Below are 14,147 nucleotides of genomic sequence, written 5' to 3'. Positions count from 1 at the left end.
ACCTCCGCCTTGTCCTCCGTCTTGCCCGCCGCCACGATGGGCACCCCGGCGGCCAGCGATTGCAGGACGCTGCCGTAGCCCCCGTTGGTCACGAACACGTCGACCTTGGGGAAGATCGCGTCGAAGGGCAGGAACGATGCGACCCGGGCGTTCGGCGGCAGCTTCGTCCCGAGGGCATCGACGGACTTCCCGCCGGTCGTCGCGACGACGAGGAGGTCGTCCCGGTCGGCCAAGGCGGCGAGCGTCGGCACGACGAGCTGCGTGAGGTCACCGTTGGCCAGGGTACCCTGAGTGACGAGGACCACTGCCCTGTCGCCGTCCAGTTCGTCCCACCAGGACGGGCGCGGCGCCAAAGACCGGCCAAGGGGGAGAAGGCCGATGAAGCGCAGGTTGCGCGGCGGTGCCCGGCATTCGAACTCGAAGCCCGGCACGCCTTGCTGGAGGAAAACATCGGGCAGTTGGACGATGGATTGCGTGAGGGAAGCTGGGAGGGGCGGCAGACCCAACGCCGCGAGCCGCCCGTCGGCATGGGCCCGAACAGGCCCCACGAACCCCAGGTCGATGGCGGCGCCGAGCGTCAGGTAGCGGGCGCGCTCGTTCTCGTCCCGGGCGGGGGGCAGCCCGAGACCGACCGGGGCGCCGTCCGCCCTGTCGAGGAACAGGACGCTGACGTTCAGGACGACGATGCGCGGCCGCGGCCGGCTCGACTGGAGTAGGGGCAGCACGCCAAGGAACATGCTGCCGGCGACGATCATATCCGGAGCCTCGTCCTCGATCAGCTCGCGCAGTAGGGCGGCCTGGCCCGGCATGGGGTCGATGAAGCGCCGGGCGAACTCGTTGCTCCAGCGCTCCGGGCCGGGCGGCAGGTGGGGTTCGAGGTAGCTGGCAGCCCCATGGTCCGGGCAAGGGATGAAGTGGAAACCCGCTGCATGGACTTGCGGGGCGAAGGCGGGATCGGTGACGAAGGTGACCGAGTCACCTCGGTCGGCCAGCAGGCGGCCGACGGCGAGCATGGGATTGACGTGGCCCGTGAGCGGCGTCGCGGCGAGCAGGACTTTCACGGTAGCCTCCTGAAGCACCGGAATGGATGCCCGTTCATTCGCGACAGGAAAGGTTCTGTTACCGTGCGCGAATCCATCGCGTGCGCCCAAGCACCGGGGACGCTCATGTCCAGGCCCGCAGGCGGCCCGTCTCCAGCGCCTCCCGGGCGCAGCGGTAGCCGAGCTCGGCCGTCGTCTCGAAGCTCGACCACGCCCGTAGGTCCACCCCCGCAAGGGCGGGCTTGAGCAGGATCGCCGCGCGGGTCACGGCCGCGATGGTCTGGGCGCCGCTCGACACCGTCGCGGAGCGCAGGAGCAGATGGGCGATACCGGGGAGCTGATCCGAGATGCCGAGGATGCGTCGGACCGCCCGGGCGCCCATGCCACGCCGCGGCATGGCCTGGAAGGCGCTGTCGCTGCCGACATCGACGGCAAGCACCGGGCCGCGGTCGAGGTCCGCCATCACGTCGGCGGGCAGGTTGTTCATCATGCCGCCATCGACGAGGATGCCGTCTTCGCTCGCCACCGGCGGCAGCAGGCCGGGAATGGCGATGCTGGCACGGATTGCCCGGTCGAGGGCGCCGACCCGGTGGACCATGGCCGTGCCCGTCGTCAGGTTCGAGGACACGCAGAAGAAGGGACGCCAGAGATCCTCGATGCGGGCATCCCCGAACCGCTCGGCCAGCCCCGCATCCACCTTGGCGCCCCTGGTCAGTGCGTGGAACGGCAGCGTGTAATCGTTGAGGGGGTTGCGCCCGACGAAGGATGCCACCGTGTAGGTCTCGATCTCGTCCAGGCTCAAGTCCATCGCGACGCTGGCGGCCAGGATCGAGCCCATGCTGGTGCCGCCGACGAGGTCGATGTCGAGCCCCGCCTCGGCAAGGACCCGCAACACGCCGAGATGGGCGAGGCCGCGGGCCCCGCCGCCGCCGAGGACGAGGGCACGCGCGTGGCCGGAGGCGATGCGGGCCAGCCGCGCGAAGTCGCTCCCGTGGTTCTCCCGGACCTGCAGGCGCAGGGCGAAAGGCAGCGCGGCGACCTCGGGATGGAGGGGGCGCGGCAGGCGGATATCGGCCGGCTGTGCCACTGCAAGGTCCATGCGGATCCAGTCGGAGCGGATCGAGGCTAGGTAGGCAGCGGCCCCGGGCCGGGGCGGAGCGCCGGGCTCGGCCAGCAGCAGGACGTGGTCGGCATGGCGTAGGCAGAGCTGACACCAGGGGCAGTCGATCCGGTGCGCGACGAAGACCGTGCGGTCGTGCGCCTGCTCGTAGCGGTGGAACCATGCCTCATCGGCCTCCGGCGGCCATTCGGTGAGGCAGCCGGTCCGCCCGGGAAGCGCGGCATCCAGCGCGTGGGCCAGCCTCTCGCCGAAGGGCGCGGCCCTGAGCCCCTCCGTCACCGCCATCAAGGCGAAGCTCCGCGGCGCATGCCCCAGGGTCACTCCGGTATGAGCGGTGGTCAGCCGCTTCGCCAGGATGCGGGCGAAGTACAGCAGCGTACCGGGATGGCGGGTGATCAGATCTTCGAACCCCGCCCGAGGGAGCCGGAGGAGGTGACTGTCGCGGAGCGCCGTCGCGGTGACCGAGCGCGGCTCGCCGGCGAGCAGGGCAAGTTCGCCGACGCTGTCCGGGGGGGCGAGTCGAAAGAGGCGGCGAACGCTCCCGTCCCGCGGGTCGCGCGTCGAGAGGCCCACCGAGCCGCTCACCAGGGTATAGAGCGCGTCGGCCTCGTCCCCCTCTCTGAACAGCGTCCGCCCCCCGGCGACGGCAACCGAGGTCATCCGCGACCGGATCGCGTCGGCGGCGTCCTCGTCGAGGCCGGACAGGAACGGGATCTGAGCGCGCTCCGAGACGGCAAGTGCCGGGTCGGGCGGTGCGTTGCAGGCGTCGAGGCATTCTGCCTCCGTCTGTCGCTCGTGCATGATGCGGATCCTGGCGGGCTCTGGTGAGGCTACGTCGGCGCGATCTTTTTGACGCTCGCGATCCTGGGCCGCCGGCATCGTCTCCTCCATCGACGGCAGTCTTGGCGGTCGGAGGGTGGATGCCTCGCTTGGCTCACGCCAATGCCCTTAAACATTCTTGTCGATGCCATTACGGCATTGGAAAGAAACGAATTCGCTCTTCCGCTTTACAATGGCGGATGGCAGCGGCATTGGAATTGCACGAATCTCGTCATTTCCTGGCAGTGTCGATCCGTGGGAGTTTTATAAAGGGGCCGACCGCTGCGACGTGGCCCAGCCAGCCCTGACCCGGGTGTCCAATAGCTTGAATAAAAGCTTGACGGACTGCAGTTCTCGCGCGAGCGTCGGCGGCTCTACCTCACCGCCCGCAATGCCAAGTGTCGATAAGCACCGAACTTTGATTCAGCCGCACTTCTGTTGCTGACGGGTGATTGGTTAAGTTGCACCGGCTCCTGGCCGTTGATCACGCCGCATGGAGCACCCGCTGCTGCAAAAGGTCGAAGCCGGCACGATCGTACATCTGCCGCTTGATCAGCTTAAGGCGGTTGACCTGACCTTCCACCGGCCCGTCGTTCCAGGGCTGTGTGATCGCAGCCCGTACGGCATCCAGATCCTGGCGCAGGCCGGCAGCGAAGCCCTGCAATCCCGTTGCGGCTGCCGCGTCCAGCCAGGGCTCCGGCCCTGCCGGATCATCCTGCCGCAGCAGATCGGTTGGGCGGCAGCGTGGGCTGTCCACCCATCTGAGGGATTTCCTCGACAGCGAGAGGGTCACCGAACGGACGGACGACGACAAGACACTGGTGATGGCGCGTCGGGCGGTCGACCCGCACGCCGGCCCTGGCATCCTTGTGTACTCCGGCCGAGGTCGACCTCCGGGCCTTGGGGATGACCTGAGCTGGTCTGCAGGACCGCGAATCATTGATCCCCACGGAGAGCGATCCGGGATCAGCCATGCCTTAGATCGACGGCCCTGGATCGATGACGCATTCCTGCTGCAAGGGACGCGTCCAGGAAATGCCGGCCAACCCTTGCACTTGTCACGACGTGGTAGATCCCCGCCGCCCGCAGGGTCTCGCTGGTGGCGGGCGCGATCAGGCCCCGCTTGCCGGTGACCAGCGCCGCGGCCACCGCGCCGGCCTGGCCCCCCGTCGCCTCGGCGATGCGCCGGGTCAGAGCGTTGCGCGCCGCGTCCACGAGGGCGGCGAGGCGCGCGGGCAGGTCCGGTTCCTCGGCGGGCGGCCGCACCACGATCTTGCCGGTCAGCGAGCCGACGGCGCCGATGCCGCGGAACCACGCGTCCCGGGCGAAATCGTAGCCGCCGGGCCGGGCGGCTTCCGGCGGCGGCAGCAGGCGGGCGCTCGCCTCGATCGCGTCGCCCGGCTTCACGGGCGGCGCCTTCCTGAACGACACCCGCACCCGCCGCGGCGTCTCCTCCGGGCGGAGCGCACCGAAGCGGGCGACGCGGACCACGAGGCGTGCGCCCTCCTCGCGCTCCTCCAGGGATTCGACGCGGCCGGCGAGCGGCCCGATCGTGGTGCGGACGAGGACCGGGCCGGCGACGCGCGAGACCCGCCACGCGGCGGCGGCGAAGCCCAGGAAGGCCGCCGCCAGGAGGAGGGCGAGCGCCAGGGCCGCGGGCCGGGTGCCGAGCCAGGGCGTCAGCGCGAGGCAGAGGGCGGCCGCGGCGAGCGGCGCGGCGAGGACGGGCGCGCCGTCCGCGACGCCGAAGAACAGCAGGATGCCGGCCCCGAAGGCGACCGCGAGCCAGGGAAACAGCCGCCGCTGCGCGGCCTCCGTGGCAAGGCTGCGACCGATCCAGCCGCGCAGAGCCGGCAGGGCGAGGCCGGGCGCGCGGCGCAGGGGGATGCCCAGCGCGAGGCTCCCGCCGCTCCCCCGCGCGCCGATCCGCTCCATGGCCCGGGCCGTCCGTCACGGGCGGTGAACATTCACGCCGCGTCAACGCTTTCTTAACGCATCGGCGGGGCCATGCTACAGCCACCGCCGCCGCGCCCCACAGGGCCGGCCGCCCCGTTCCCGTTCGCCCGCGAGCCCGCCCGTCTTCCAAGGACCCGCGCGCTGCTACCCGCACCCCGAGATCGATGTCGTCACCCGTCGTCACGCGCTTCGCGCCCTCGCCCACGGGCTACCTCCATATCGGGGGCGCCCGCACCGCGCTGTTCAACTGGCTCTACGCCCGCCACCACGGCGGCCGGATGCTGCTGCGCATCGAGGACACCGATCGCGAGCGCTCGACCCAAGGGGCGATCGACGCGATCCTCGACGGGATGCGCTGGCTCGGCCTCGACTGGGACGGCGAGGTGGTGTTCCAGTTCGCCCGCGCCGCCCGGCACCGCGAGGTGGCCGAGAGCCTGCTGGCCTCGGGGAACGCCTATCGCTGCTACGCCACGGCCGAGGAGCTGACCCAGATGCGCGAGCGGGCCCGCGCGGAGGGCAAGCCGTCCCGCTACGACGGGCGCTGGCGCGACCGCGATGCCGCCGAGGCGCCGGCCGGCGCACCCTTCGTCATTCGCCTGCGCGCCCCCACCGAGGGCGAGACCGTGGTGGAGGACGCGGTGCAGGGCCGCGTGACCTGGGCCAACCGCGACCTCGACGACCTCGTCCTGCTGCGCTCGGACGGCACGCCGACCTACATGCTGGCCGTGGTGGTGGACGACCACGACATGGGCGTCACCCAGATCATCCGCGGCGACGACCACCTCACCAACGCCGCGCGCCAGAGCCAGATCTACCGGGCGATGGGCTGGGCGGTGCCGGCGATGGCCCACATCCCGCTGATCCACGGGGCGGACGGGGCCAAGCTCTCGAAGCGCCACGGGGCGCTCGGCGTCGATGCCTACCGCGACCTCGGCTACCTGCCGGCGGCGCTGCGCAACTACCTCGTGCGCCTCGGCTGGAGCCACGGCGACCAGGAGGTGTTCTCGACCGACGAGATGGTGGCGGCCTTCGACCTGAAGGCGGTCGGCCGCTCGGCCGCGCGCTTCGACTTCGCCAAGCTGGAGAACCTCAACGGCCTCTACATCCGGGGCGCGGCGGATGCCGACCTGCTCCGCGCGATCGAGGCGATGCTGCCCCATGTCGGCCCGGCCCGCGGCCTCTCGGCGCCGCTGCCGGACGACCTGCGCCGGAAGCTGCTCGCGGCGATGCCGGGGCTGAAGGAGCGCGCCAAGACCCTGATCGAGCTCCTCGACAGCGCCTACTACCTCTACGCCCCGCGCCCGCTCGCGCTCGACGAGAAGGCCAGGGCTCTGCTCGGCGCGGACGGCAAGGCGCGCCTCGCCGCGGTGCTGCCGGCGCTGGAGGCCCTGCCGGACTGGGACGCCGCAGCGACCGAGGCCGCGGTGCGCGCCTTCGCCGAGAGCGCGGGCGTGAAGCTCGGGCAGGTGGCGCAACCCTTGCGCGCAGCACTCACCGGCCGCACAACGTCCCCGCCGCTCTTCGACGTGATGGCGGTGCTGGGCCGGGACGAGAGCCTCGCACGGCTGCGCGATCAGGCCGCTTAAGGGGCCGCCGGGCCGCACGGAATCGGCCGCGCGGTCCGGATTTCGCTAGGCGTTCCGGGGCGGATGTCACCCGCCCCGTTGCTGGCGTCCGACCGATCCGCTAACCCGATGCACCTGTGAGCACCTGCAGCAAAATGCTGACGGTGCCCGAGTGCGGACCGCGGCTTCGGGCCGCGGCGCGCAGCCGGCAACGCACCCTCGCCAGGAGAGGTCCACGTCCCATGAGCGCAACCAGCAGCATTACCGTGGACGGGAAGCAGGTCGAGCTTCCGGTTAAGAAGGGGACCATCGGTCCGGACGTCGTCGATATCGGCAAGCTCTACGCGCAGACCGGTGCCTTCACGTTCGATCCGGGCTTCACCTCGACCGCCTCCTGCGAGTCGAAGATCACCTACATCGACGGCGACGAGGGCGTGCTGCTCTACCGCGGCTACCCGATCGAGCAGCTCGCCGAGAAGGGCGACTTCCTCGAGACCTGCTACCTGATGCTGTTCGGCGAATTGCCGACCGACGCCCAGAAGGCCGACTTCGACTACCGGGTCACGCGCCACACCATGGTGCACGACCAGATGAACCGCTTCTTCTCGGGCTTCCGGCGCGACGCGCACCCGATGGCCGTGATGGTGGCCTGCGTCGGCGCGCTCTCGGCCTTCTACCACGACTCGACCGACATCTCGGACGAGCAGCAGCGGATGATCGCCTCGATCCGCATGATCGCCAAGATGCCGACGCTGGCCGCGATGGCCTACAAGTACTCGATCGGCCAGCCCTTCGTTTACCCGAAGAACGAGCTCGACTACACCTCGAACTTCCTGCGGATGTGCTTCGCGGTGCCGTGCGAGGAGTTCCAGGTCAACCCGGTCTTCTCGAAGGCTCTGGACCGGATCTTCATCCTGCACGCCGACCACGAGCAGAACGCCTCGACCTCGACGGTGCGGCTGGCCGGCTCCTCGGGCGCCAACCCCTTCGCCTGCATCGCGGCCGGCATCGCCTGCCTGTGGGGCCCCGCGCATGGCGGCGCCAACGAGGCGGCGCTGAAGATGCTCACCGAGATCGGCACCCCCGACCGGGTCGATGCCTACGTCGCCAAGGCGAAGGACAAGAACGACCCGTTCCGCCTGATGGGCTTCGGCCACCGGGTCTACAAGAACTACGACCCGCGCGCCCGCCTGATGCAGGCCACCACCCACGCGGTGCTGAAGGAACTCGGCAAGCAGGACGACCCGCTGCTCGAGGTCGCGATGAAGCTCGAGGAGATCGCCCTCAAGGACTCGTACTTCATCGAGAAGAAGCTCTACCCGAACATCGATTTCTACTCGGGCATCACCCTCAAGGCGATGGGCTTCCCGACCGACATGTTCACGGTCCTGTTCGCGGTCGCCCGCACGGTCGGCTGGATCGCGCAGTGGGCCGAGATGATCGAGGACCCGTCCCAGAAGATCGGCCGGCCGCGCCAGCTCTATATCGGCCCGGACCGGCGCGAGTACGTTCCCCTGGATCAGCGGGGCTGAGCGGGCAGCGCACCCCGCGGACGCGTGAAGACGGGCTGCCGACCTCGGTCGGCAGCCCGTCGCGCGTGTCCTATCGGCGCTGGAACGGGATGATGTTGCCCGCAGGGCGCGTCGCCACGGTGCCCGGCACCGGGCCCGCCAGGATTCTGCGGCGGCGGAGGGCGACGGCGATCAGCCGCTTGGCCTTCAGCGAGAAGCGTCGCCGACGCAGCCAGTTCGGTATAAGCTCGCCACGCTGATCCATTGTCCGCCCCGTCGTCGCACCGCGATACAGCCTGCGAACAAGGCACGGGACGCGGCGGCGTAAAATGCCTGAGCGTCCCAATTTTCGGGCTCTGCATCCCACTGCACGGAGTTGAACTGCGGAGCCGGGCCCGGGGCGCGCCCCGGCAGGCGGGCCTACGGACGGTGCCCCGCCCGCCTCCCGGCCGCGTCGAGGCCGTGGCTCACGCGACCTGCTCCGCGAGCTTCAGAAGCTCCGCGCAGCGAGCGTTCTTGGCCGAGAAATCCTTCCAGGCGGTGTCGCGGGCGAGTTCCTTCCACTTGGCGATGTGCGCGTCGGTGAGGTCGTGGACCTTGGCACCGCGGGCCGCGTAGATCTTCACGATCTCCTCGTCGTCGGCCTTCGCGGCCTCGAAGGAGAACGCCTCCATCTCCTGGCCGACGTCGCGGACAGCCTGTCGCTGCTCGGGGGTCAGCGCGTCGAACGTCGCCTTCGACATGATCAGCGGCTCCAGGATGAACCAGAACGAGCGCCCGCGCCCCGCGGTCAGGTTCTTGGTCATCTCGTCGAGCCGGAAGGAGATCAGGCTGGTCGAGGCGCTCACCGCCGCCTCCAGGGCGCCGGTCTGCATGCCGATATACATCTCGCTCGAGGGCATGGTGGAGACGATGCCGCCGGCCGCCTGGAACATCATGTCCATCTCGCGCCCGCCGCCGCGGATCTTCACGCCCTTCACGTCGCCGGGCTCGAGGATCGGCTTCACCCGCGAGGCGACCGCGCCCGACTGCCAGACCCAGGTCAGGATGATCACGCCCTTGTCGCTGAGCGTCTTGGCGAGTTCCTCGCCGATCCGGGCGGTGCGCCACCGGGCGGCCTGCTCGTAGCTGGAGACGAGGGCCGGCATCAGCGCGAGGTTGGTCTCGACCACCTCGCCGCCCGCGTAGGAGAGCGGCACGAGGCTCATGTCGAGTGCGCCCTTCCGCACGGCGCTGAACTGGGCGAGCGTCTTCATCAGCGAGGAGGTCGGGTAGACCTGCACCTGCAGGCTGCCGCCGGTGCGCTGCTCGACCGCCTGGCCGAAGCGGCGGGCGATGCGGTCGCGGGCATCGCCCTGGTCGATCGTGCCGCCCGGGAACTGGTGCGACAGCTTGAGGACCTTCGGGCTCTGCGCCCGCAGGACGGCCGGGCAGGCGAGGAGGCCGGCCCCGGTCGCGGCGGTGGCGAGCAGGCTGCGTCGTGTGATCATGGGGTTTCCTCTCCGAGACGGGGACGCGGCTCCCTGCCGGCGGCCTTCGGGGCCGGCCGGGTCGCGTCGCATGTGCGGGGCCGCCCCCGGAAGGGACAGCTTCTCCGCGAGAATGGGGCTCAGGCGGCCTTGAGTGGGGGCGCCGGGTGCAGGTCGCAGGGCCGGCCGGCCTTGGCGACCTGACCCGGCACGTCGTGGCCGACGAGGCGCGGCAGGTCGCGCGCGAGGTCGATGAGGGCCGCGAGGTCGAGGCCCGTGGCCAGCCCCATCTCGTGGGCCATGCTGACGAGGTCCTCGGTGCAGATGTTGCCGGTGGCCCCCGGCGCGAACGGGCAGCCGCCGAGGCCGCCGAGCGCCGCATCGAAGCGGCGGGCGCCCGCTTGGTAGGCGGCCAGCACGTTGGCGAGGCCGAGGCCGCGGGTGTTGTGGAAGTGCAGGGTCAGGCCCGCCGCGCCGACCGAGGGCAGCACCCGCTCGACGAGGTGGGCGACCTGGCGCGGGTTGGCCATGCCGGTGGTGTCGGCGAGCGTCACGCCATCGACGCCGAGCGCGCGATACCGCTCCACCTGGGCCAGCACCTTGTCCACCGGCTGGTCGCCCTCGAACGGGCAGCCGAAGGCGGTCGCGACGGTCGCGTTCACGCCGACGCCCGATCCCCGGACCGTCTCCACGATGCGCGCGAAGCCCTCGAGCGAGGCGGCGGGCGTCATGCCCATGTTGGCGCGGTTATGCGTCTCGCTCACCGAGGCCACGAGGTTGATCTCGTCGACCTTGGCCTGGAGCGCCCGCTCGGCGCCCCGCGGGTTCGGGACGAGCGCCACGTAGACCGTGCCGGGGCGGCGCGTCAGCCCGGCGAAGACCTCGGCCGCGTCGGAGAGCGCCGGCACCGCTTTGGGCGAGACGAAGGAGGAGACCTCGATCCGGCTGAAGCCGGCGGCGGCCAGCGCGTCGATCAGCCGGATCTTCTCGGCCGTCTCCACGAAGACGGGCTCGATCTGGAAGCCGTCGCGGGTGGCGACCTCCTGGACGATCAGCGTCTCGCTCATGCCACCGCTCCCGTCGCGCGCAGGCGGGCGATGCCCTCGGCGTCGAGGCCGAGATCGCCGAGGACCGCATCGGTGTGCTCGCCCAGCGCCGGCCCCTGCCAGCGCACCTCGCCGGGGGTCTCGGAGAGCTTGGGCACGATGCCGGGCATCTTCACCTGCTGGCCGCCCGGCAGGTCGGCGGAGAGGATCATCGCGCGGGCCTGGTAGTGCGGGTCGGCCACGATGTCGGCCACCGAGTAGATCCGGCCGGCCGGCACGTCGGCGGCGTCGAGGGCTGCGAGCGCCTCCTCGACGGTGCGCGCGGCCGACCAGTCGCTGATCACGCCGTCCAGCATCGCGGCCTGTCTCGAGCGGCCGTCGTTGCTGCGAAGCGCCGGGTCCTCGGCGAGGTCGGCCCGGCCGATCATCGTCATCAGCCGGCGGAAGATCGGATCGCTGTTGCCCGCGATGACGACGTAGCCGCCGTCCTTCGTCGGATAGGTGTTGGAGGGGGTGATGCCGGGCAGCGCGCCGCCGCTGCGGGTGCGGACCTCGCCCAGCAGGTCGTACTCGGGAACGAGGCTCTCCATCACGTTGAACACGCTCTCGACGAGCGAGACGTCGATGACCTGGCCCGCACCCTGGCCCATCTTCACCCGGAGCAGCGCCATCAGGGCGCCCATGACGCCGTGGAGCGAGGCCAGCGTGTCGCCGATGCTGACGCCGACCCGGGCCGGGGGCGCCTCGGGGCTGCCGGTGGTGTAGCGGATGCCGCCCATCGCCTCGCCGATGGCGCCGAAGCCCGGGCGGTCACGGTAGGGCCCGGTCTGGCCGTAGCCCGAGATGCGGACCATCACGAGGTTGGGGTTGAGGGCGGAGAGCACGTCCCAGCCGAGCCCGAGCTTCTCCAGGCCGCCGGGGCGGAAATTCTCGATCACGACGTCGGCGCTCTGGGCGAGTCGCCTCACGACGTCGAGGCCCTCCGGCGACTTCAGGTTGACGGCGATCGACTTCTTGTTGCGCGACTGCAGGTACCACCAGAGCGAGGTGCCCTCGTGCATCTTGCGCCATTTGCGCAAGGGGTCGCCCTCGCCCGGCGGCTCGACCTTGATCACCTCGGCGCCGAACTCGGCCATCAGGCGCGCGGCGAAGGGCGCGGCGATGAGCTGGCCGAGTTCCAGCACGCGGATACCGCTCAGCGGCCCAGGCATGGCATCTCCTCCGTATGGCTTCGAGCATTCCATACCGGAGGTGACAGCGGTCGATCCAACCGTATTTCGGCATGTTGCGTTCGCACAAATCGAACGCTCGCCGTCGAAAGCCCGGCCGATCCGGCCCCGCGGGGCTCGTACCCGCCCCGTCCGAAGCCCGCCGGCCCGGTATCGCCCGTCAGGCGATGGCGCGGACGGCGACCTCGGCGCGGCCTGCGGCGGCGGGGGCGTCCTCGGCGACGGCGCTCGCCTCCCGGCTCATCGCGCTCGCCAGCACCTGCGCCCGCCCGGCCCAGAGGTCGCGCTCCCCGCGGAGCGTCGCGGCAAGCTCCTGCTCGATCGCGAGCGCGATCCGCACCGTGTCGAGTTCGTTGCGCAGGTCTGTCGTGATCTGGCGTTCCTGCGCGAGGGCCGCGCGCAGGACGGCGAGGGCCGCCTCGGGCCTTGCCGTCACGGACCCGGCCGCCTGTCCGGAGGCCGGCATCGCGCCGGCGTCCCGGACGGCCTGCGGCGCCCGGAAGGCCTGCGGCAGCTCCGCCCGGACCCGCTCCACGTCCAGGCCCGGGCCGGGCCCGCCCTCCTGCCGGGACGGCTCGGCCGGGGGGCTCGCGGCGGCCGGCAGGCCCTCCTCCTCCAGCACCAGCCCGTGCAGCATGGCGAAGACGGCGTCGCCGTCGAGCCGCGTCAGGTCGAACCCGCTCGCGGCCGCGATGCCGTCCCAGCGCGTGCGGCCCGCCTCGGACTGCCCGACGAACGCCATCGACCAGTTCGTGAAGGTGCGGCTCTCGACCAGACCGCATTGCAGCACCGTGACGTCGCCGTGGCGCGGATCGCACTGGATGCGCTCGAAGGTGTTCTCGACCCCCTCCCTGGGACCCTCGAGCACCTGCGCGAAGGCGCCCGCGTTGAACATCAGGGCGCCGGTGACCGCGACCCCGGCGTTGTTGCGCCGGGAGGCGTCGAGGATCTGCGAGACGGCCGCCGCGATCTCGGCATCCGATCCCTGCAGGAGGTTCTTGCTGGCGTAGACGAGACGGTACAGGTCACTCACGGCGAAGGGCTCCAGCGCGGCGGAAGGGCGGGTCGGTCGGCTCAGCGGGCGGCGATGAAGGCCAGGACCTCGGCGGCCGGGATGGGCCGGCTGATGAGGTAGCCCTGCACGTCGGTGCAGCCCTCCGCCCGGATCCGCTCCAGCTGGTCGGCCGTCTCGACGCCCTCGGCGACCGTCGTCATGCCGAGGCTCCTGCCGAGGCCGGCGATCGCCCGGATGATCGCCTCGCCATCCCCCTTGCCCGCGCCCTTGCCGGCGCCCTTGCCCGCGCCCGTGAGGTCGCTGACGAAGGAGCGGTCGATCTTGATCTTGTCGAAGGGGAAGCTGCGCAGGTAGCTCAGGGACGAGTAGCCGGTGCCGAAATCGTCCATCGACACGCGCACGCCGAGTTCCCGCAGGCGGTGCAGGGTCTGCAGGGTCCGCTCGCTCTCGTGCAGGAGGACGCCTTCGGTGATCTCCACCTCGAGGCGCGTGGCGGGCAGCCCGGAGGCGGCGAGGGCCGACATGACCATCTCGACCAGGCGCTCGCTCTTGAACTGGGCCGGCGAGACGTTGACGGCGACGGAGAGGGGCGCGGGCCAGCCGGCCGCATCGCGGCAGGCCTGCCGCATGACCCACTCGCCGATCGGCACGATGAGGCCGATCTCCTCGGCCAGCGGGATGAAGTCGAGGGGCGAGACCATGCCGCGCACCGGGTGCTGCCAGCGGATCAGCGCCTCGCAGCCCACGAGGCGGTCGCCCTCCAGCTGGAGCTGCGGCTGGTAGTGCAGCTGGAACTCGCGCCGGGCGAGCGCCTGGCGCATGTCGAGCTCGAGCCGGCGGCGCGCCTGCATGCGCGCGTCCATCTCCGGCTCGAAGAACCGGTAGGTGGCGCGCCCGTCGAGCTTGGCCCGGTAGAGCGCGAGGTCGGCGTTCTTCAGGAGCGTGTCGGCCTCGGTGCCGTCGCCCGGGGCCAGCGCGACGCCGACGCTGGCGCCGATCGTGAGCAGGTGCCCGTCGACCATGTAGGTCCGGCCGATCAGGTCGACGAGGCGGCGGGCGAGCGCCTGCGTGTCGGAGGCCTCGCCGACGCCGGTCTGCAGGATGACGAACTCGTCGCCGCCGATCCGCGCCACGGTGTCGGTGGGCCGCACGGTCGAGCGCAGGCGGTCGGCGACCTTGCGCAGGAGGGCATCGCCCATCGGGTGGCCCAGCGTGTCGTTGACCGGCTTGAACCGGTCGAGGTCGATCAGCAGGACGGCGCAGGCCTCGCCCATCCGGCTCAGGCGCGCCAGGGCCTCCGTGAGCCGCTCGCGCAGGAGGAGGCGGTTCGGCAGGCCCGTGAGCGGATCGTGGCGGGCCATCTCCTCGGCCTGGGCC

The 14,147-nt window shown here is 71.2% G+C and carries 10 protein-coding genes and 2 pseudogenes; 2 read left to right on the top strand and 10 right to left on the bottom strand.

Annotation, left to right across the window (positions count from 1 at the left end):
* From AX737_RS06500 to AX737_RS06485, 4 genes and pseudogenes are all read right to left on the bottom strand, one after another.
* The coding region (locus AX737_RS06500; RefSeq protein ID WP_066919973.1) for a glycosyltransferase at window positions 1-1,061 on the bottom strand (1,061 nt) is incomplete at its 3' end.
* Between the two features lie 103 nt (window positions 1,062-1,164).
* Window positions 1,165-2,961 (bottom strand): patatin-like phospholipase family protein, encoded by a 1,797-nt coding sequence (locus AX737_RS06495; protein WP_082772922.1) that lies wholly within the window; start codon window positions 2,959-2,961, stop codon window positions 1,165-1,167.
* 502 nt (window positions 2,962-3,463) lie between these two features.
* Window positions 3,464-3,649 (bottom strand): annotated as a pseudogene (locus AX737_RS06490) (ISL3 family transposase); the annotation flags it as partial.
* 335 nt (window positions 3,650-3,984) lie between these two features.
* Window positions 3,985-4,914 (bottom strand): annotated as a pseudogene (locus tag AX737_RS06485) (DUF4131 domain-containing protein); the annotation flags it as partial.
* A gap of 185 nt (window positions 4,915-5,099) precedes the next feature.
* On the opposite strand from AX737_RS06485, the gene gltX reads away from it, so the two are divergent.
* Together gltX and gltA are read left to right on the top strand one after the other, a co-directional pair.
* Window positions 5,100-6,521 carry a glutamate--tRNA ligase gene (gene gltX / locus AX737_RS06480; protein ID WP_066919972.1) on the top strand — a complete coding sequence of 474 codons (1,422 nt, stop codon included), beginning with the start codon at window positions 5,100-5,102 and terminating at the stop codon, window positions 6,519-6,521.
* Window positions 6,522-6,742: 221 nt separating this feature from the next.
* A complete protein-coding gene (gene gltA, locus AX737_RS06475; RefSeq protein ID WP_066919971.1) occupies window positions 6,743-8,032 on the top strand; it encodes a citrate synthase in 1,290 nt (429 codons plus the stop codon).
* Between the two features lie 70 nt (window positions 8,033-8,102).
* Here the strand turns inward: gltA and AX737_RS33015 are convergent, their stop codons facing one another.
* The 6 genes from AX737_RS33015 to AX737_RS06450 all read right to left on the bottom strand — a co-directional run.
* Window positions 8,103-8,276: a hypothetical protein gene (locus tag AX737_RS33015; RefSeq protein ID WP_156453559.1), complete on the bottom strand. Its 174-nt coding sequence runs from the start codon at window positions 8,274-8,276 to the stop codon at window positions 8,103-8,105.
* A 202-nt stretch (window positions 8,277-8,478) separates the two neighbouring features.
* Window positions 8,479-9,501, bottom strand: a complete 1,023-nt coding sequence (gene dctP, locus AX737_RS06470) for a TRAP transporter substrate-binding protein DctP (protein ID WP_066919970.1) — start codon at window positions 9,499-9,501, stop codon at window positions 8,479-8,481.
* A 119-nt stretch (window positions 9,502-9,620) separates the two neighbouring features.
* Entirely contained in the window at window positions 9,621-10,547 is a 927-nt protein-coding gene (locus tag AX737_RS06465) for a hydroxymethylglutaryl-CoA lyase (protein ID WP_066919969.1), read from the bottom strand.
* On the bottom strand, window positions 10,544-11,737 hold the full coding sequence (locus tag AX737_RS06460) for a CaiB/BaiF CoA-transferase family protein (RefSeq protein ID WP_066919967.1): 1,194 nt from the start codon (window positions 11,735-11,737) through the stop codon (window positions 10,544-10,546). Before AX737_RS06460 ends, AX737_RS06465 begins: the two co-directional genes overlap by 4 nt.
* Before the next feature lie 178 nt (window positions 11,738-11,915).
* Entirely contained in the window at window positions 11,916-12,788 is an 873-nt protein-coding gene (locus AX737_RS06455) for a BLUF domain-containing protein (protein ID WP_066919966.1), read from the bottom strand.
* Between the two features lie 41 nt (window positions 12,789-12,829).
* A partial coding sequence (locus tag AX737_RS06450) for an EAL domain-containing protein (protein ID WP_066919965.1) occupies window positions 12,830-14,147 on the bottom strand: 1,318 nt, incomplete at its 5' end.

The sequence above is a fragment of the Methylobacterium sp. CCH5-D2 genome, from assembly GCF_001556475.1.
Classification (GTDB): Bacteria; Pseudomonadota; Alphaproteobacteria; order Rhizobiales; family Beijerinckiaceae; genus Methylobacterium; species Methylobacterium hispanicum.
Note: the sequence above shows the minus strand (reverse complement) of the source record. Positions and strands in the feature narration are given on the sequence as shown.